Here is a 19,590-nt window from a genome sequence, read left to right on the forward strand (position 1 = left end):
GGGGGCCTTCTCCGTGCGTCAGATGCCGGGCTCGCTGGAGAGCCGGCCCTCCTCGATGGCCCGCACGAACTCCGCGTGATCGGCCTCGGTCTGGTCGGCGTAGCTCTCGGCGAACTCGACGAGCGCCTGGTCGAACTTGTCGCTCGACCCGAGATAGGACGCGATGGCGATCCGGTCGCCGCAGCGGGCGTGCGCCCGGGCGAGCGTCCAGGCGCAGAGGCCGCCGTAGACGCGCATCCCGGTGGGATCCATCTCCTCGACGACCGCCCCGCCCTTCCAGTCGCGCAGCTGGCGCACGTAGAAGTCGCGGGTCTTGCCGTCGAAGCCGGGGATGCTGTGCCAGCCCAGGAAGATGTCGCTGGCCGCCTGCATGAGCCGCTGGCCGTTCACCACGCGCCGGCCCTCGGGTACCTCGGAGGGCACGCCCGCGGGCGCGAGCACCGAACGGCCGGCCTCCTTCACCTGGAGCAGCAGCGGGTCCTCGTCGTCGCGGCCGGTCAGCAGCACGATCCAGCAGCGGGTGCCGACGCTGCCGACCCCGACCACCTTGCGGGCCAGGTCGACGAAGTGGAACGCGTCGAACAGCCGTTTCCGGTCCTCGGCGAGGCTGTCCCGGTAGCCGTCGAGCAGCACCTGGATCTGGCTCTCCAGCTGTTTGCGGCCGACGTCCGGCAGCAGGTCCTGCACCGGGACGAGCAGCGGGGGGTCGGCCACGATGCGGCGTTCCCCGTCGACCAGGGCGGTCAGTTTCCGGTAGGCCTGCAGGCTGGTCCGGGTGCGCGCCTTCGCGCCGGCCTTGTTGAGCCGGGCCAGCCGGCTCTTGCCGATCTGGTCGCCGAACTGCCGGCGCAGCTCCTCGACGTCCACACTGGCGTACCAGAGGTCCAGCTCACGCATCGCCGCGAACTCCGCCATGGCCTCGCGGTAGCGCCGGCCCGCGAACCGGACCGCGGCGGCCCGGTCCTTGCGTTTGAAGCCGTTCGCCCGGCCGGCCAGCGCGATGCTGGCGGCCAGGCGTTTCACGTCCCACTCGAACGGCCCGGTGAAGGTCTCGTCGAAGTCGTTGAGGTCGAAGACGAGCCGGCGCTCCGGCGACGCGTAGACCCCGAAGTTGAACAGGTGCGCGTCGCCGCAGAGCTGGGTGATCAGCCCGGAGTTCCCGCCGGAGGCCAGGTCGGCGGCCATCACGATGGCCGAGCCGCGCAGGAACGCCAGCGGCGAGACCGCCATCCGGGCGTGCCTGATCGGCAGCAGCTCCGGGAGGCGGTCGCCCTCGTCCGAGGTCAGCAGCGCGATCGGATCGGCGCGGCCGGCGGCCGGCTGCCAGGAGGCGTGGCCGGCGAGGGGCGCGGTCTTGCGGGCCGCGCGGCCGTCTGCCGCGCGTCCCGCAGGGTTCGCCTTCCCATCGGTACGGGTCATCGCGTGTGATCCCCGAAGGTCTGCAGGAGGATCTCCTCCTCGCCGGTGGTCAGGTTGGTGGCGATGAGCTGGCTGTGCAGGCCGTGGAAGCGCTCGCCGAGCCGGTCCAGGTTGCCGTGGTCGGTGACCAGGAACAGCGCCGACGTGCCCTCGGTGATCTGGGTCCGGATGCGTTCCAGCTCGTCGCGGCCGATGCCGGTGCCCTGCAGCGTCTTGTCGAGGGCGCCGATGCCCGCGCCGAGGGCGCCGCCGACGACCGGGACGAGGAACAGGCCGCCGATCACGATGCCCCAGAAGGCGCCCCAGCCGACGTGCTTGTAGGTGCTCGAGTGCTCGTGGTGGGTCTCCGGCTTCTCAGCGCCCTTGGGCCAGGTGACGATCGCGTAGTCGACGATCTTCACGAGCCCGTCGTCCGCGGCGTGGTGCAGGATCTCGGACATCTGCTCCGCGCGGTTCGGGTCGTCGAACTTCCATACCGTGAACGTGGTCATGTCGTGCTCCTCGCGGGTTCTTCGGCGGTGTTCTCGTGGGATGCGGCGGGTTCGGTCTTTCGGGGAGCCTCGCCGGCCGGGGCCGGCGTGTCGCTGGAGAGCAGGACGTTCATCCACCGGGTGTCCGGGTCGATGTCGACGAGCAGGCCCTTGGCGAGCAGGGTCAGCGGGATGGCCAGCAGCGCGCCGAGACCACCGAGGACCCAGGCCCAGAAGATCAGGGAGAGGAAGGAGACCGTGGCGGAGAGCCCGACCGCGTTGCCGACGATCTTCGGCTGGATCACCGACTGGATCACGAAGTTGATCACGCAGTAGAGCACGATCACGGTCAGCATCAGCTCCGGCCCGCCCTGGAGCAGGCCGAGCAGCGCGGGCGGGATGAGCCCGATCACGAAGCCGATGTTGGGGATGTAGTTGGTGATGAACGAGAGCAGGCCCCAGAGCAGCGGCAGCGGCACGCCGAGCGCCCAGAGCGCCACCGAGTCGATGGCCGCCACGATGAGGCCGAAGACCGTCGACACCCAGAGGTAGCGCCGGGTGCCCTGGGCGAACGACCGGAGCGCCCCGACCACCTGCGGCCGCTCGCTCGTCGTGGTGATCAGCCGCTGCGGGAACGACACCGCGTCCAGGCACATGAAGAGCAGGGTCGCGAGCAGGAACAGGGTGCTCGACAGGGTGCCGGCCAGCCCGCCGAGGAGTCCCTCGATCAGGGTGACCACGGTGCGCGGGTCGGCGCCCGCCACCGCGTTCTGCAGTTGTTCCGTGCTGATCCCGAGCCCGCCGAGCCCGTTCACGATCTCCTCGCGGAGGTCGGCGAACTGGGAGGCGTACTTCGGCATCAGGTCGATCAGCTGCGCCACCGACACGGCCAGGGCCGCGCCGAGCCCGAGCAGGATGGCGTTGACCGCGACGATCATCGCGGTCACCGCGACCCAGACCGGTGCGCCGTGCCGGCGCAGCCAGCCCGTGATCGGGCTGACCGTGACGGTCAGCATCAGAGCCAGGAAGACCGGTCCGATCAGGCCGGCGACCCCGCGCATCCCGGCCACCACGACCACCACACAGGCCGTGCCGAGCAGCACGAGGACGCCGCGGGGCAGGACCGCCTGCTGCGAAACGGTCCCGCCCGGCTCGGCGTCAGTACCTGACCTCACGGCCGTGTGCGGTGAGGGCGTAGATGACCAGCACGTCGAGGGCGATCACGATGGTCGACCAGATCGGGTAGGCCGGCAGGAACGCCAGGTTCGCCAGCGCGCTGAACACGGCGATGATGACGCCGACCACGCGCGCCCAGGTCTGTCCGTAGAGGATGCCGAAGCCGGTGCCGAGGGTGATCGCGCCGAGGATGAGGTAGGTCCAGCCCCAGGCGCTGAAGTCCATCGGGATGACCAGACCGGCGTCGGTGGTCAGGTAGAAGTCGTCGCGGAAGAGCGCGACCAGGCCCTCCACGATCTGGAATCCGCCGAGCATCAACAGCATGACGCCGGCGAACACCACCATCCCGACCCATCCGGTGGGCTGCCGGCGCCCGGGGGTGTACGGCGGGTCGTCGTACGACCGCTTGGACTCTGTGTCCGTCATGCTCCATCTCCTAGTCAGAGGTAGTGCGACTGAGACCTGATCGTGTTCCGGCGCCGGTGGCCGGCACGCCATCCGCAGCGAATGAACCGGAGGGGACCCGGCTCAGGCAGACGACTTCGAGCCCGGAGCGGTCGAGGCTGGCGAGCAGCCGCTCGAGATCGCGGTCGGAGAGCCGGCCGCGGATGGTGCTCTGCGACGGCAGGGTCCGGCAGCGCAGATCACTGAACGCCTTCCGCAGCAGTGGGCCCAGGAAGCCTCGGATGCGGAACTCGTAGCGCTCGTCCATGACCTGCTCCTTCTCCTCGTCGCCCGGTGTTCCCCTGACGTTGCCGAGAGTGACGGCTGTCCACCTCCCCCGCGAGGGATGAGAGGGCCGTCCCCGGCGGGAGGGAGGGGGACTAGTTCATCCGTCCGGAATGAGGGCGGCCGATCCTCGCCGTGGCTCACTAGGTCGCAGACGCCGTGCCGCCCCGCCGCGGCACAGCACGAGAGGAGAACGCAATGGCAACTCTGGTCGCCATCGGGTATCCCGACGAGACCACGGCGACGGCGGCGTCGCTGGAAGCCGACAGGCTGGCGAAGGACCTGATCATTCAGCCCGACGCCATCGCCACGATCATCCGGGACCGCGAGGGCAAGTACCACGTCACGACGAACCACCACGCGGTGGCCGGCGGCACGACGTGGGGCATGTTCTGGGGCCTGCTCTTCGGGATGCTCTTCTTCATCCCGGTCCTGGGCATGGCGGTCGGCGCCGGTCTCGGCGCCCTGACCGGCAAGCTCACCAAGAGCGCCATCAACAAGGAGTTCCAGCAGCGCATCCGGGACGAGCTGCAGCCGGGCACCTCGGCCCTGTTCCTGGTGGTCGAGGCGGCCACCCCGGACAAGGCCGTCGAGGCGCTGAGCAAGTACGGCGGCACCGTCCTCAAGTCCTCGCTCTCCAAGGAGGCCGAGGAGGAGCTGCAGGAGGCCCTGCACGGAGGCGAGCAGCGGTAACGTTCGATCGACGACCGGACACGCCGCCCGGGCAACCGGGCGGCGTCTCCCTATCCGTGGGGGGTTCTCATGGCAGCGGCCGACTGGGTTCCGGGGCTGAGGGCCGTCGCCGAGTACCGTCCCGCCTGGCTGCCGAAGGACGTGGTGGCCGGCATCGTGCTGACCACGCTGCTGGTGCCGCAGGGCATGGCGTACGCCGAGCTGGCCGGCCTGCCCGCGATCACCGGCCTCTACACCACGATCCTCTGCCTGCTCGCGTACGCGGTCTTCGGCCCGTCCCGGGTCCTGGTCCTCGGGCCGGACTCCTCGCTCGGCCCGATGATCGCCGCGGTGATCATCCCGATCGTCGCCTCGGACGGCGATCCGGCCAAGGCGGTCGCGCTCGCCTCGATGCTGGGCCTGCTGGTCGGCCTCTTCATGACCGCGGCCGGCGCGCTGAAGCTCGGCTTCATCGCCGACCTGCTGTCCCACCCCACCCAGCTCGGGTACGTGAACGGCCTGGCGCTGACCATCCTGATCGGCCAGCTGCCGAAGCTCTTCGGCTTCTCGGTGGACGGCGACGGCCTGATCGAGGAGGCCACCGCGTTCGCCCGCGGCGTCGTGAACGGCGAGACCGTGCCGGCCGCGCTCGCGATCGGGGTCGCCGGCCTGCTCGTCATCCTGCTGCTGCGGCGCTTCCTGCCGAAGGTGCCGGGCATCCTGATCGCGGTGCTCGGCGGGATCCTGGCGGTCACCTTCCTGGGCCTCAGTGACGACGGCGTGGACGTGGTCGGGCCGCTGCCGCAGGGCTTCCCGCCCTTCACGATCCCGCACATCGACTGGTCCGACCTGGGCCTGCTGGCCGCCGGCGCGCTCGGCATCACCCTGGTCTCGGTGACCGACACCATCTCCACGGCCTCGGCCTTCGCCGAGCGCACCGGCCAGGAGGTGCGCGGCAACCAGGAGATGATCGGCATCGGCGCGGCGAACATCGCGGCCGGCTTCTTCCAGGGCTTCCCGGTGAGCACGAGCGGCTCGCGGACCGCCGTGGCGTTCACGGCCGGCGCCCGCAGCCAGCTCACCGGCGTGATCGGCGCCGGCGCCATCACCCTGCTGCTCGTGCTCGCCCCGGGCCTGCTCAAGAACCTGCCGCAGCCGATGCTCGCCGCCGTGGTGATCGCCGCCTCGATCTCGCTCGCCGACGTGCCCGGCATGCGCCGGCTCTGGCGGCAGCGGCGCACCGAGTTCTCGCTGGCGATCGCCGCGTTCCTGGGCGTCGCGCTGCTCGGCGTGCTGCCCGGCATCGCGGTCGCGGTGGGGCTCTCGGTGCTCAACGTCTTCCGCCGGGTGTGGTGGCCGTACCGGGCGGTGCTGGGCCGGGCCGAGGGCGTGGACGGGTACCACGACACCCGGGAGTACCCGCGGGCCGAGCTCATCCCGGGCCTCGTGATGTTCCGGTTCGACGCGCCGCTGATCTTCGCGAACGCCCGGACGTTCCGCGAGGAGGTCCGGCACCTGGCCCACGCCGACCCGCCGCCGAGGTGGATCCTGGTGGCCGCCGAGCCGATCACCGATGTGGACACCACGGCCGCGGACATGCTCGAGGACCTGGACGAGGAGCTCAACGCGGCCGGGATCTCGCTGGTCTTCGCCGAGATGAAGAACCCGGTGCGGGAGAAGATCAATCGGTACGGGCTGACCCGCACGATCGACCCGGAGCACTTCTACCCGACGGTCGAGGAGGCCGTCGCGGCGTACCGCTCGATTTCATCCCTGCCGGGGGAACCCGCGACCTGACGGCGCGCCGACGCTGGCGGCATGGCCATCAACAAGGAAGCCGGCGCTGAACAGCGGCGCCTGACGGACGCCGATGCCGCCACCGTGCCATGGCGGCGGTGGGGACCGTACCTCAGCGAGCGGCAGTGGGGCACGGTCCGCGAGGACTACAGCAAGGACCAGGACGCCTGGCATCACCTGAGCCACGACCAGGCGCGCTCGCGCGCGTACCGGTGGGGTGAGGACGGGATCGCCGGGTTCTGCGACGAGGAGCAGTCGATCTGCCTGGGCCTGGCGCTCTGGAACGGCCGGGACCCGATCCTCAAGGAGCGGTTCTTCGGGCTGACCAACACCGAGGGCAACCACGGCGAGGACGCCAAGGAGTACTGGTTCTACCTCGACGCCACCCCGACCCACTCGTACCAGAAGATGCTCTACAAGTATCCGCAGCGGGAGTTCCCCTACAACGACCTGGTCGCGACGAACGGCCGGCGCGGGTACGAGGACTTCGAGTACGAGCTGCTGGACACCGGGATCTTCGCGGAGGACCGCTACTTCGACGTGGTCGTCGAGTACGCGAAGGCCGGCCCGGAGGACATCCTGGCCCGGATCACCGTGGCCAACCGCGGCCCGGAGGCGGCGCCGCTGCGCGTGCTGCCGTCGATCTGGTTCCGCAACACCTGGTCGTGGGGCCTGCCCGGGCCGCGCCCGAGCCTGCGCGCGGCGGACGGCGGCGGCACCGTGGTCGAGGCCTCGCACGAGCGGACCGGCACCCGCTGGCTCACCGTCCTCGGCGACCACCCACTGCTCTTCACCGAGAACGAGTCGGACGGCGACCACCGCAAGGACGCCTTCCACCGGTACGTGATCGGCGGGGAGAAGGAGGCGGTGAACCCGGCCCGGACCGGCACGAAGGCGGCCGCCGACATCGCGCTCGACGTGCCGGCCGGGGGAACGGCGGTGATCCGGCTGCGGTTCAGCGACCAGCGGGGCGCGACGCTCTCCGCGCAGGAGGTGGACGACCTGTTCGCGCTCCGGATCGCCGAGGCCGACGAGTTCTACGCGGCCTGCTTCGCGCCGTCCCTCGGCGAGGACGAGCGCCAGGTGGCCCGCCAGGCGATGGCCGGGATGCTGTGGAGCAAGCAGTACTTCGGCTACGACGTGGAACGCTGGCTCACCGAGCACGACCGGGACCCGCTGCAGGCCCGCGACCTGCGCAACGGCGACTGGTTCCACATGATCTGCCACGACGTGATCTCGATGCCGGACAAGTGGGAGTACCCCTGGTTCGCGGCCTGGGACCTGGCGTTCCACACGATCGCGCTGAGCCTCGTCGACCTCGGCTTCGCCAAGCAGCAGCTCGACCTGCTGCTGAGCCGCCGCTACCTGCACCCGAACGGGCAGATCCCGGCGTACGAGTGGAACTTCAGCGACGTGAACCCGCCGGTGCACGCCTGGGCCGTCAACCTCGTCTACGACCTGGACAAGGCCCGCAACGGGCGGGGCGACCACGCCTGGCTCGAGTCGATCTTCCACAAGCTGGCGAAGAACTTCACCTGGTGGCTCAACCGCAAGGACCACGACGGCAACAACATCTTCCAGGGCGGCTTCCTCGGCCTGGACAACATCGGCGTCTTCGACCGGAGCGCGCCGCTGCCCACCGGCGGCTACCTGGACCAGGCCGACGGCACCGCGTGGATGGCGCTCTACTGCCAGAGCATGCTGCGGATCGCCCTGGAGCTGGCCGAGACCGACCCGGTCTACGCCGAGCAGGCGCAGGCGTACTTCGAGAACTTCGCCTGGATCGCGGTCGCGGTGAACCACGAGACCGGCAGCGCGACCATGTGGGACGAGGAGGACGGCTTCTTCTACGACCTGCTCCGGCTGCCGGACGGCACCTCGCAGCGGCTGCGGGTGCGGTCCCTGGTCGGACTGCTGCCGCTGGCCGCGGCCACCGTCTACGACCCGGCGCAGACCAGCCGCCATCCGCAGCTCATGGAGAACATCAGGGACTTCGTGAACCGGCACCCCAGCGTCAGCTCGGTGATGAGCCGGGGCCGGCCGCGCGGCGAGCACGGGGAGCGGCTGCTGGCGCTCTTCGACGAGAGCCGGCTGCGGCGGATCCTGGCCCGGCTGCTCGACGAGGACGAGTTCCTCAGCCCGTACGGGATCCGCTCGGTCTCCCGGCACCACGCCGAGCACCCGTTCCAGTTCCGCGTCGGGGACAGCACCTACCAGGTCGACTACCAGCCGGCCGAGTCGCGGAGCGGGCTGTTCGGCGGCAACTCGAACTGGCGCGGGCCGATCTGGTTCCCGGCCAACGTGCTGATGATCCGGGCGATGCTGAACCTCTACCTGGCGTACGGGGACGAGCTGACCGTCGAGTGCCCGACCGGCTCCGGCGTACACATGAATCTCTTCGAAGTGGCCCGGGAGCTGTCCGAACGGCAGACGCGGATCTTCCTGCCGGGGCCCGGCGGCGGGCGTCCCTGTTACGGTGGCCAGCAGATATTCACTTCGGAGCACTGGCGGGACCTGATCCTGTTCAACGAGTACTACCACGGCGACAACGGCGCGGGTCTCGGCGCCTCCCACCAGACCGGCTGGACCGGCCTGGTCGCGCTCTTCCCGAACGTCTTCGCCGGGCTGGCCGGCTCTCATCTGCTGGACCAGGGCATGGCCGGGATGCTGCACGAGCTCCCGGGCGAGCGGACGGAGGGAAGCGCATGAGCGGATGGCCGTCCGCGCCGGCGGTCTACGAGATCGACACCTGGCCGTGGCTGACCGGCCTGGCGACACGTCTCGGCCGGCCGGTGACCCTCGGCGACGTGCCGGGGGAGATCTGGGACGAGGTGGCCGCGGCCGGCCTGGACGCGGTCTGGCTCATGGGCGTCTGGGAGCGCAGCCCGGCCGGGCTGGCCCTGGCGCTGGCGAACGAGAACCTGCAGCGGGCGTTCCGGGACGCGCTGCCCGGCTACACCCCGGACGACGTGGCCGGCTCGCCGTACTGCGTGCGCCGGTACCGGGTGGACCAGCGGCTCGGCGGCCCGGAGGGGCTGGTGGCGGCCCGGGCCGAGCTGAACCGGCGCGGGCTGAAGCTGGTGCTCGACTACGTGCCGAACCACACGGCGCCGGACCACCCGGCGACCGTCGAGCACCCGGAGTGGTACATCCAGGGCACCGCGGACGACCTGGCGGCCGATCCGGCGGGCTGGTTCACCGCGGGCGACCGGGTGCTGGCGCACGGCCGGGACCCGTACTTCCCGCCCTGGCCGGACGTGGCCCAGCTGAACGCGTTCGCGCCCGGCCTGCGGGAGGCGACCGCGTCGGCGCTGATCGGCATCGGCGAGCAGTGCGACGGCGTCCGCTGCGACATGGCGATGCTGCTCGCCAACGAGATCTTCGCCCGGACCTGGGGGAAGTACGCCGGCCCGGCCCCGGAGCGGGAGTTCTGGCCGGCCGTCCTGGCCGAGGTGCGGGCCGCCCATCCCGGCCTCGTGCTGATCGCCGAGGCGTACTGGGACTGGGAGTGGAACCTCCAGCAGCAGGGCTTCGACTTCTGCTACGACAAGCGGCTCTACGACCGGCTCGCGCACGAGGACGCCGACGCGGTCCGCAAGCACCTCTGGGCCGGGCGGGACTACCAGGACCGGCTCATCCGGTTCCTGGAGAACCACGACGAGCCGCGGGCCGCCGCCACCATGCCGGGCGGCCGGGACCGGGCCGCCGCGGTCGCCGTGGCCACGCTGCCCGGCGCGATCCTCTGGCACGACGGCCAGTTCGAGGGGCGCCGGTGGCACCTGCCGGTCTTCCTGTCCCGCTACCGCGACGAGCCGGCCGACCTGGGGTTGCGCGAGTTCTACCACCGGCTGATCGAGGTGACCGGGCCGCTGCGGCGGGGGGAGTGGCGGATGCTCGACTGCCACGGCTGGCCGGACAACCCGTCGCACCACGACGTGCTCGCCTGGGCCTGGTACGACGGCGACCACCCGGCGCACCTCGTCGTGATCAACTTTGGGGCGCACGCCTCGCAGGGGCGGGTCGCGCTGCCCTGGCCCGCCCTCGCCGGCCGGGCCTGGCGGCTCACCGAGCTGCTCGACGGCCGGGTCTTCGAGCGCGGCGGCGACGACCTCGTCGCCAACGGCCTCTACATCGATCTACCGGCATGGGGGGCGCACATCCTCTCCGTGCAGTAGCGGACGAGGCACCGAGGGTCACGATTATCCGATCCGGACGATGCGCGGGTGAGTCACCCGGACGAGTCTGGGTGAGGAGATCGAATAGGGGTCGGCTCTCGGAAGGAACACAACGTGTCCATAGAACTGATCGCCGATATGCCCGGCGCGTCGGGCTTCGACGCGGACAGTTCGTTGCTGGACTCCACATTCGCGGTTCCGGCGGCACCGCCGTTCATGGTGGCCCGTCCCGCCCTGCTCGCCCGGGTGACCGAAGGCGTGCAGGGCCCCGTGACCCTGGTGACCGGGTTGGCCGGCAGCGGCAAGACGCAGCTGCTGGCCTCCTGGGCGAACAGTGGCGCGGTGGACTGGCCGATCGCCTGGATCAGCCTGGAGACCAGTGACGAACAACTACCCGCCTTCTGGACTTATGTGATCGAGGGGCTGCGCCGGGCCGGCGTGGCCGTTCCCGCCGTGCCCGGCGGCACGATGAGCCGGGCCGTCTTCATCCGTCTGGCAGCGGCCATCGACGAGCAGCCCACCCCGGTGGTGCTGATCCTCGACGGCGTCTCCCAGCTCGCCGACCGGGACTGGGCGACCGGCCTGGACTTCCTGCTCAGCCACGTGCGGCAGCTGCGCGTGGTGCTGGCCGGCCGGTGGGACCCGCCGCTGCCGCTCTACCGCTACCGGCTCGCCGGTCAGCTGCGCGAGCTGCGCACCGCCGATCTGGCGTTCACCACGGACGAGGCCGCGAGGCTCATGGAGCTGCACGGCGTCGAGCTGGGCGCGCCGGAGCTGGCCCGGCTGCTGGAGCACACCGAGGGCTGGGCCGCCGGCATCCGGCTCTGCGTCTGCGCGCTGCAGGGCAGCCTGGACGCGAAACGCCTGGTCGACACGATCTCGGGGGACGAGTCGACGATCGCCGAGTACTTCGTCGGCGAGGTGCTGCGGCTGCAGACGCCCGAGGTGCGGCGCTTCCTGCTGGAGACGAGCGTGCTCGACACGTTCACCCCGGCGCTGGCGGCGGCGGTCACCGACCGCTCGGACGCGAGCCGGCTGCTCTCCACGCTGACCCGGGAGAACGCGTTCATCCAGCCGGTCGGCGAGGGCTCCGGGCTGTACCGGTACCACCGCCTCTTCGCCGAGCTGCTGCGCGCGCAGCTGGCCTGGGCCGAGCCCGACGAGGTGCCGATCCTGCACACCCGGGCCGCGGCCTGGCTCGCCGAGCAGGGCCGGCTCGTCGAGGCGGTCGGGCACGCGGTGCAGGCCGCGGACTGGGGCACGGCCGCCGCCATGGTGGTCGAGGACTACGCGGTCGGCCGCCTGGTGATCGAGGGCAGCGCCGGCCGGCTCGGCGGCCTCTTCGCCGGCATGCCGGAGCACGTCGAGCTGCCCGAGGCGGTGATGGTCCAGGCCGCGATCGCCTACGGCGACCGGCGCCCGGACCGGGCGGCGGATCTTCTGGCGTACGCCGGGAAGCTGCTCGCGGTGCACGGCAGCGCCTGCGGCGACGGCCTGACCCTCACCGGTTTCCTGGTGCAGATCCTGCTGCTGGCCGGCGGTCCCGAGCCGGACCGGGTCGGCGAGCTGTGCTCGGTGGCCGAGACGTTCCTCGCGGTGGCGCCGCCGGAGCGCCTGGCCCGGCACCCCGAGCTGCGGGTGCTGCTGCGGACCGCCGAGGGCACCGCGCTGAACAACCTGGGCTCGGTCGACGCCGCGGTGGACGCCCTGGCCGACGCTGCCGGGAGCATCGTGCCCGGGTGCGAGACGGTCCGGATCGACTGCCTGGGTCAGCTGGCGTTGGCCGAGGCGTACCGGGGCCGGCTGGGCCGGGCCGAGACCAACGCCCGGCAGGCCCTCGAGCTGGCCACCGACGCCGGTCTGGGCCGCGGCGAACGGCCCGGGGTCGCCGAGGTGGCGCTCGCCTGGGTGGCCCTGGAGCGCTACGACATCGAGGCCGCCGACCGGCACCTGCGGATGGCGCAGCCGCTCTGCGGCCCGGACGCGGGCGCCCCGGCGATGCTGGCGTACGCCGTGGTGCGGGCCCGGCGCCTGCACACCCGCGGCGAGCTCCGCGGCGCGGTGAACACGCTGCGGGCCGCCGAGCAGGCCACCGCCGAGATGGCGGCGCCGCGCTGGCTCACCCGCGAGGTGCTGCTCAGCCAGATCCGGCTGCTGATCGCCGGTGGCCGGCCGGACGACGCGGCCGGGCTGCTGGACCGCTGCCCGGACACCGCGTCGCCCGAGGTCGCCGTGGTGCGGGCGGCCCTCGCGGCGGTGCGCGGCGACGGCGCACGGGCGCACGACGTCGCCCGTACCGTCGCCGACGCGGCCGGGGTGCCGGCGCCGATCGCGCTGGACGCCTGGCTGCTGCTCGCCGTGCTGGCGGCGCAGGCCGAGGACGCCACCGGGGCCCGGGAGGCGCTGCGGCGGGCGCTGCGGGTCGCCGGTGCCGAGAACCACCGGCGCCCGGTGCACCAGGCCTGGGGACAGCTGCGCCGGCTGTTGCGCGACGACGAGCGGCTGGCGGTGCAGTTCGGCGGGCTGGGCGCGGCCCCGGGCGCCGTGGCGGCGGGCGCGGCCGCCCCGGCGGTGAGCGCCGAGCCGGTCGTGGTGGAGGCGCTCAGCAAGCGGGAGCTGGACGTGCTGCGGGGGATGGCCGCGATGCTCCCGACCGAGGAGATCGCCGCGTCGCTCTACGTCTCGGTGAACACCGTGAAGACCCACGTCCGGAGCATCCTTCGCAAGCTGTCGGCGTCCCGGCGCAACGAGGCGGTGCGCCGGGCCCGGGCACTGAAACTGATCTGAAGCGGGTCCTAATGCTTGCGGCGCACGTCGCCACCGTGCGCCGCGAGCGCGTAGATGACGAGGATGTCCATGCCGATGAGGATCGAGACCCACAGCGGGGACGCGGCCAGGAAGGAGAAGTGCAGCATCGCGGCCATCCCGGCGATGACGATGCCGGTGACCCGGGCCCAGGTCTGTCCGAGCAGGACACCGACGCCGGTCAGGGTGGTGATGGCGCCGAGGATGAGATGTCCCCAGCCCCACACGCTGTAATCGAGGCTCAGCGCGGTGCCGCCCGGGCTGACGACGAAGACCTCGTCGCGGTTCAGGGCGGTGATGCCGGTGATGATCTGGAAACCGCCCAGCACCAGCATCATGATCCCGGCGAAGACCACCATGCCGATCCAGCCGGTGGTCTCCGGGGCCGGGCCGGTGTGTGCGGGCCGTTCGGTGGCGTAACTCGACATCGTCGATCCCCTCTCTCGGTCCTTCCAGGAGACCGGTTCTCCGGCGGTGTCCGCCTCATGCGGCCCGGGTGAAAACCAGAAGTTGACGAAAAGGCTCGATACGAGGGGTTGCTGCTCCTACACCGCCTGTGCTTCGGTGGCGGTGAGCAGTTGTCGCAGGTGCTTCACCCTCCGTGATCGAACGGTTCGAACGTGGCTTCCGGCGACGGGCAGTCCACGAAGGACGGCAACGGAACTGTCGGCGGCCGGCCGACGTCATGGTGACGAACTAGGCATGGGGCAGCGGCGCCCGTTCCGCGAAGACGGGGCCGGAGGCGCACCGTGCCGTGGGGGTGATGGTCTTACATGCCGGACCTGGCGCGGAACGCGTACTCCATATCCATACCGATCCCGGCGGCCCGCACCGCGGCCCGGCCGGTGAGCCCGGCGCGGCCGCGTCCGCCGCAGGGCGTCCTCTGGCGTCCGCGCCTGGCCGACACGATGGACGCGGGCGTCCGCCGGGCCGTCACCGTGATCTGCGCCGGACCGGGCTGGGGCAAGACCGCCCTGGCCGCCTCGTGGGCGAGCACCCGCGCGGTCTCCGGGCCGGTCGCCTGGCTCACCTGCGAGAGCCGGCACAACGACGTCGCGGTGTTCTGGTCCGACCTGGTGGCGGCGCTGCGGGCCACCGGCGCGGACGGGCTGCCCGAGGTGGAGCGCGACGACCCGGCCTTCCGCCGCCGGCTGCTCGCCGCCCTGGCCGGGCTCTCCTCGGTGACCGTGCTGGTCTTCGACGACCTGCACCGGGTGACCGATCCGCGGGTGCTGGACGGCCTCGCCGGCATCGTCGCGGCCATGCCGGACCGGCTGCGGTTCGTGCTGATCAGCCGGACCGAGCCGGGCGTGCCTCTGCACCGCCTGCGCGCGGCCGGGGAGCTCACCGAGATCGGGTCCGAGGCGCTCGCCTTCCGGGTCGAGGAGGCCGCCGACCTGATCGCCATCCAGGGCCGCCGGCCGCCGGCCGAGGAGGTCGCGGCCCGGGTCCGGCGCGCCGAGGGCTGGGGCACCGGCCTGCGGCTCGGGCTGGACGAGCCGCCCGGCACGACCGGCGCCGCGATCGAGGACTACCTGGTCCGCGAGGTGCTGGCCGGCCTGTCGCCGCAGGACCGGGACTTCCTGCTGCGCACCAGCCTGCCCGACCGGATCTGCGGCGAGCTGGCCGAGGCGCTCACCGGCCAGCGGTACGGCCAGCGCACCCTGGAACGGCTGGCGCAGTCGCACCTGTTCGTCGAGCGGATCGGGATGGGCCGGTGGTACCGCTATCACGGCATGTTCCGGGCCGCCCTGCGTCACCAGCTCGCCACCGTGGACCCGGAGCGGGTGCACGCGCTGCACCTGCTGGCCGCGCAGTGGCACGCCGCGACCGGCAACGGCCTCACCGCGATCACCCACGCCGCGGCCGGCGGCGACTGGGGTCTCGTGGCCCGCCTCGTGGTCGACCGCGGGCTCCAGCTCTTCGCCTCGGCCGACCGGCAGGAGTTCCTCGAGGTGCTGCGGCGGATCCCGGCCGACCGCCTCCTGGAGAACCCCGAGCTCGCGTTCTGCTCGGCCCTGCGCAGCTTCGCGGAGGGCGACGTCGCCGCGGTGGCGCAGCGCATCGCCCGGGCCCGGATGCTGCTCGCCGGCCGGGGCCCGCAGTACCGCGCGGTCCTCGACCTGGCCCTCGGTGTGCTGGAGACCGGCGTGGTGATCCGCTGGCAGGGCGACATGCCGAGGCTCGTGGCGGTCTCCTCGCAGCTGCTCGAAGACCTCACGACGCTGCGCTGGGACCAGGTTCCGGCCCGGCTGCAGTACCGCGCCATGACGCTCAACCACAAGGGCGCCGGTCTGCTGTGGACCGGCCGGCTCGACCACGCCGAGCGGTTCCTCTGGGCCGCCGCGTCGGCGGCCCGCGCCGCCGGGGTTCCGCTCGTCGAGACCAACGCGCTGGCGCAGCTGTCCCTGCTGGTCTTCCTCCAGGGCGCCCTCACCACCGCGGAGGAGCACGCCACCGCCGCGATCGACCTGGCCCGCCGGATCGACGCGCGGACCCGCCCGGCCTCCGCCGTGGCGTACCTGACCCGGGCCCTCATCGAGGCCGAGCGCGGCCGCGAGGCCGAGGCCGAGGAGTCGCTGCGCGAGGGACTGCACGCGATCGGCGACGACCCGGAAGCCGCGCCCGCCGTGGTGGTGGCACTGGTCCGGGCCCGGCTGCTGCTCGACCGCCGCGAGCCGCTGGCCGCCCGGCAGGTGCTGCACCGGGCCCGCGGCGACGCCGGCCCGCACTTCGACGCGCCGCTGCTGGACCGGCTGATCGCCCTCATGACGGCCGAGGCCGACCTCGCGCTCGGCGACCCGTCCCCGGTGGTGGCCCGGTACGCCCACCGCCCACCGGTGCCGGCCCTGCTCCCGGCCGAGCAGGTCAACCTGGCCCGCGCCCACCTCGACCGGGGCGACGACGCCGCGGCCGAGCAACTGCTGGCCCGGGTCCGGGAGGGCTCGGACCGGGTGGCCGCGGTCGCGGCCTGGATCGTCACGGCGCTCGCCGCCGACGCGCGCGGGCACGGCGGCCGGGCCGGCGAGGCGCTCTCCCGCGCCCTGGCCGAGGCCGAGCCGGAGCTGCTGCGCCAGCCGTTCCGCCGGTTCGGCGCGCCACGCATGCTGGTGCTGGCCGAGCGGCAGCAGTGGCTCACCGAGGCGCGCGGCCCGGTCCGCGACACGTCGGTGCTCGCCGAGATCACCGGTGAGATCCCGGTGACCGGCGCGACGCCGGCGGCCGGTCCGCTGAGCGAGCGGGAGGTGGAGGTCCTGCAATACCTGCCGACCGTGCTGACCGCCGGGGAGATCGCCGAGAACCTGGGGATCTCGGTGAACACGGTCAAGGCGCACATGCGCTCGATCTATCGCAAGCTGGGCGCGGGCCGGCGCCGCGAGGCGGTCGTGCTGTCCCGCCAGCTAGGGCTTCTTTAGCGAGGCCGGCTAGGGCTTCTTCAGCGAGGTCAGCACGTAACCGATCACCGCGCAGAGGAGCAGGCAGAACGAGATCACGTAGAACCAGCCGATGAAGGTGAAGGCCAGCCCGATCGTCCCGTACCGATCGGCGCTGGCCTGCAGCGCCCGGGGCAGATAGATCGATCCGACCGCCCGTACCCCGACCATCGCGGTGCCGAAGACCAGCCCGGTGGCGAGCAGCCGGGCGCGGGACAGGCCCGGGCCGAGCAGCACCCGCGGCAGCAGGACGGCCAGCCCGAAGTCGCTCACGAACGTCACCACCACGCCGGTGACGTTCGGCGCCGGCAGCATCCCGGCGAGCCAGCCGAGCAGCCGGACCAGGATCAGGAAGACCACCAGCATCAGCACCGTGAGGATCTGCCAGCCGGTTGCCTTCGGGCCGGCCCGGCGGCCGCTCTCCGGCCAGATCGCCCGGTAGGACCGGGTCAGCGCCCGGGCCAGCCCGGTCGCCGAGATGATCACGATAAGGCTGCCGATCACCCCGAACGCGCCGCTGCGGCTGCCGCTGAGCGCGTCGTCGAGCAGCCGGACGCTGCTGGCCGGCACGTTCAGCACCTCGTGCAGCTCGTCCCGGGCCCGGTGGCCGAAGAACGCTCCCAGCATGATGAGGACCGGGAAGATCGAGGTGAAGGCCTGGGCCGCGAGGGTCATCGAGCGGTCGAAGATCTGCACCCGGAACAGCTCGCCCGCGGTGCGCAGCAAGAAGTCGCCGGCCCGGTTGCCGAGGATCAGCGCCGCGCGCGGGCGCAACCATCGGGGCACCGCGTTGAGCACGCTCCCCGGCGTGAAACTGCGATCGGGCTCGGTCACCCCGTCATGGTCGGCGACCGGCGGCGGGCCCAGCATCATCCACCGCGGATGGCGTCCGGCGCGAGAAGCGTGCCGACACTGAGCCCATGCTCTCCATCCTGGTCCTCATCTGCCTCGGCACGTGCGCGCTGGCGATCGCCATCGGGGTGCTGCCCGGCGTCAGCGCGGAGAACGGCTGGGCGGTGCTCGGCGCCGCGATCGTGCTGGCCGCGCTCGGCGCACTGCTGCGCCCCCTCCTGGTCCGGCTGTTCGCGAAGCTCGGCTGGGCCGGCGTGGTGATCGGCTGGCTGGTCGCGCAGTCGCTGCTGGTCTACGCGGCGCTCCGGCTCGCGCCGGGCGTCGCCGTCGACGACTTCTGGCCGGCCTTCTGGGCGTCCTGGATCACCGCGGCGCTGATGACGATCGGGCTCTGGGCGGTCACCGCCGGCGACAGCGGCGCGGTCACCCAGCACCTGCTGCGGGTGAACAGGCGTTTCCGGCGCGGCGTCGCGCCGATCGAGACGCCGGGCGTCGTCATGATCCAGATCGACGGGCTGTCGGCGCCGCTGGCCCGGTGGGCGGTCGAGGCCGGGAACCTGCCGACGCTCGGCCGGTGGCTGCGGTCGGGGAGTCACACGCTGACCGAGTGGCACGCGCAGCTGCCGGCGACGACGCCGGCCAGCCAGGCGGGGCTCCTGCACGGCGCGAGCGACCAGGTGCCGGCCTTCCGATGGTACGAGAAGGAGCCGGCCCGCCTCGTCGTGACGAACCGCCCGAAGGACAGCGCCCTGGTCGAGTCCCGCTGCTCCGACGGGCGGGGTCTGCTGGCCGGCGGCGGGGTGAGCGTCAGCAACGTCTTCTCCGGTGACGCCGGCACCTCGCTGCTGACGATGAGCACGGTCGGCGGGAAGGGCCCGTCCCGCTACCTCAGCGCGTACCTGATCGACCCCTACGGTCTGACCCGCTCCCTGGTCCTGACGATCGGCGAGATCGTCAAGGAGCTCTACCAGGCCCGCCGCCAGCGCCTGCGGGACGTGCAGCCGCGGATGCGCCGGCGCGGCTCCTACGTGCTGCTGCGCGGCGCCACCAACGTGCTGCTGCGGCACCTCAACCTCGCCGTCGTGGCCGAGCACATGATGCGCGGCGCGCCCACGATCTACTGCGACTTCGTGGACTACGACGAGATCGCGCACCACGCCGGACCGGCCCGCCCGGAGTCGCTCGCCTCGCTGGAGGGCATCGACGGGGTGCTCGCCACCCTGGAGCAGGTCGCGGCCGCGGCGCCCCGGCCGTACCACTTCGTCGTCCTCTCCGATCACGGGCAGAGCCAGGGCGCCACCTTCGAGCAGCGGTTCGGCCTGGCGCTCCCGGAGCTGATCGGGCGGCTCACCACCGCGGGCGAGGTGGTGGCCACCCGCGAGGACGAGCAGGAGGGCCGGGCACACGCTTTGAGAGCGAGCCTTTCGCGTACGGACGGAGCACCGCCGCAGCAGCTCGACCACGACCCGGCGGTCCCCGAGGTCGTGGTCGCGTCCTCCGGCAACCTGTCGCTCGTCTACCTGGCCCGGCTGCCGGGGCGGGTGACGCTCGAGGAGATCGAGGAGCGGCACCCGAAGCTGCTGCCCGGGCTCGTCGAGCACCCCGGCGTCGGCTGGGTGCTGGTCCGCTCCGGGGAGCACGGTCCGGTGGTGCTGGGCCGGGCCGGCCGGCGCTACCTGACCGGCGGCCGGGTCGAGGGCCTCGATCCGCTGCTCGGGCACGGCCCGCGCGCCGCCGACGACCTGCGCCGGCACGACGGCCTCGCGAACACCGGCGACCTGGTGATCGGCAGCCTCTGGGACCCGGACGCTCAGGAGGTCGCCGCGTTCGAGGACCTGATCGGCTGCCACGGCGGCCTCGGCGGCTGGCAGAACCGGCCGGTGCTGATCCACCCCCGCGGCTGGCGCACGCCGGCCGAGCTCGTCGGCGCCGACGCGGTGCATAGGCTGCTCTGCCGCTGGCTCGAGGAGACCGGCTGCCGGCCGGCCGAACGCGACCTCATCCTTCCGGGGTGAGCCCGGCGCGGGCGGCCGACGCGACGCTGAAAACCCCTGTCGCGAG

At 72.5% G+C, this 19,590-nt stretch carries 14 protein-coding genes; 7 read left to right on the forward strand and 7 right to left on the reverse strand.

The features are described from left to right. Window positions 1-18: 18 nt before the first annotated feature. The 5 genes from AB0G10_RS21850 to AB0G10_RS21870 are packed head-to-tail and all read right to left on the reverse strand — an operon-like array spanning window position 19 to window position 3,777. On the reverse strand, window positions 19-1,419 hold the full coding sequence (locus AB0G10_RS21850) for a DUF2252 domain-containing protein (RefSeq protein ID WP_360924415.1): 1,401 nt from the start codon (window positions 1,417-1,419) through the stop codon (window positions 19-21). Next, entirely contained in the window at window positions 1,416-1,910 is a 495-nt protein-coding gene (locus AB0G10_RS21855) for a DUF1269 domain-containing protein (protein WP_360924418.1), read from the reverse strand. The genes AB0G10_RS21850 and AB0G10_RS21855 overlap by 4 nt, the downstream gene beginning before the upstream one ends. Next, window positions 1,907-3,064 carry an AI-2E family transporter gene (locus AB0G10_RS21860; protein ID WP_360924421.1) on the reverse strand — a complete coding sequence of 386 codons (1,158 nt, stop codon included), beginning with the start codon at window positions 3,062-3,064 and terminating at the stop codon, window positions 1,907-1,909. The genes AB0G10_RS21855 and AB0G10_RS21860 overlap by 4 nt, the downstream gene beginning before the upstream one ends. After that, the gene (locus AB0G10_RS21865; protein WP_360924424.1) at window positions 3,048-3,491 is read right to left on the reverse strand and encodes a hypothetical protein; all 444 of its coding nucleotides are present in this window, start codon (window positions 3,489-3,491) and stop codon (window positions 3,048-3,050) included. The genes AB0G10_RS21860 and AB0G10_RS21865 overlap by 17 nt, the downstream gene beginning before the upstream one ends. A gap of 10 nt (window positions 3,492-3,501) precedes the next feature. After that, window positions 3,502-3,777 carry a hypothetical protein gene (locus AB0G10_RS21870; protein WP_360924427.1) on the reverse strand — a complete coding sequence of 92 codons (276 nt, stop codon included), beginning with the start codon at window positions 3,775-3,777 and terminating at the stop codon, window positions 3,502-3,504. Window positions 3,778-3,992: 215 nt separating this feature from the next. Between AB0G10_RS21870 and AB0G10_RS21875 the strand changes: the two genes are divergently transcribed. The 5 genes from AB0G10_RS21875 to AB0G10_RS21895 all read left to right on the forward strand — a co-directional run bounded on the left by AB0G10_RS21875 (window position 3,993) and on the right by AB0G10_RS21895 (window position 13,225). Beyond that, window positions 3,993-4,487 (forward strand): DUF1269 domain-containing protein, encoded by a 495-nt coding sequence (locus tag AB0G10_RS21875; protein ID WP_360924431.1) that lies wholly within the window; start codon window positions 3,993-3,995, stop codon window positions 4,485-4,487. Between the two features lie 69 nt (window positions 4,488-4,556). Beyond that, on the forward strand, window positions 4,557-6,263 hold the full coding sequence (gene sulP / locus AB0G10_RS21880) for a sulfate permease (protein ID WP_360924434.1): 1,707 nt from the start codon (window positions 4,557-4,559) through the stop codon (window positions 6,261-6,263). Window positions 6,264-6,284: 21 nt separating this feature from the next. After that, window positions 6,285-8,972, forward strand: coding sequence for a glucosidase (locus AB0G10_RS21885; RefSeq protein ID WP_360924436.1), 2,688 nt, complete (start codon window positions 6,285-6,287; stop codon window positions 8,970-8,972). Continuing rightward, window positions 8,969-10,438 carry an alpha-amylase gene (locus tag AB0G10_RS21890; RefSeq protein WP_360924439.1) on the forward strand — a complete coding sequence of 490 codons (1,470 nt, stop codon included), beginning with the start codon at window positions 8,969-8,971 and terminating at the stop codon, window positions 10,436-10,438. The genes AB0G10_RS21885 and AB0G10_RS21890 overlap by 4 nt, the downstream gene beginning before the upstream one ends. 114 nt (window positions 10,439-10,552) lie before the next feature. Further along, window positions 10,553-13,225, forward strand: a complete 2,673-nt coding sequence (locus tag AB0G10_RS21895; protein WP_360924442.1) for a LuxR C-terminal-related transcriptional regulator — start codon at window positions 10,553-10,555, stop codon at window positions 13,223-13,225. Window positions 13,226-13,233: 8 nt separating this feature from the next. Here AB0G10_RS21895 and AB0G10_RS21900 read toward each other — a convergent pair whose 3' ends face one another. Then, on the reverse strand, window positions 13,234-13,671 hold the full coding sequence (locus AB0G10_RS21900) for a hypothetical protein (RefSeq protein WP_360924445.1): 438 nt from the start codon (window positions 13,669-13,671) through the stop codon (window positions 13,234-13,236). A gap of 345 nt (window positions 13,672-14,016) precedes the next feature. Here AB0G10_RS21900 and AB0G10_RS21905 point away from each other — a divergent pair, with 345 nt between their 5' ends. Next, window positions 14,017-16,659: a LuxR C-terminal-related transcriptional regulator gene (locus tag AB0G10_RS21905; RefSeq protein WP_360924448.1), complete on the forward strand. Its 2,643-nt coding sequence runs from the start codon at window positions 14,017-14,019 to the stop codon at window positions 16,657-16,659. A 9-nt stretch (window positions 16,660-16,668) separates the two neighbouring features. On the opposite strand, the gene AB0G10_RS21910 is transcribed toward AB0G10_RS21905, so the two are convergent. Continuing rightward, window positions 16,669-17,511, reverse strand: coding sequence for a YhjD/YihY/BrkB family envelope integrity protein (locus AB0G10_RS21910; RefSeq protein WP_360924451.1), 843 nt, complete (start codon window positions 17,509-17,511; stop codon window positions 16,669-16,671). Between the two features lie 86 nt (window positions 17,512-17,597). Here AB0G10_RS21910 and AB0G10_RS21915 point away from each other — a divergent pair, with 86 nt between their 5' ends. Continuing rightward, entirely contained in the window at window positions 17,598-19,544 is a 1,947-nt protein-coding gene (locus AB0G10_RS21915; RefSeq protein WP_360924454.1) for a phage holin family protein, read from the forward strand. Window positions 19,545-19,590: the final 46 nt, after the last annotated feature.

Source organism: Actinoplanes sp. NPDC023714, assembly GCF_040639855.1.
GTDB lineage: Bacteria > Actinomycetota > Actinomycetes > Mycobacteriales > Micromonosporaceae > Actinoplanes.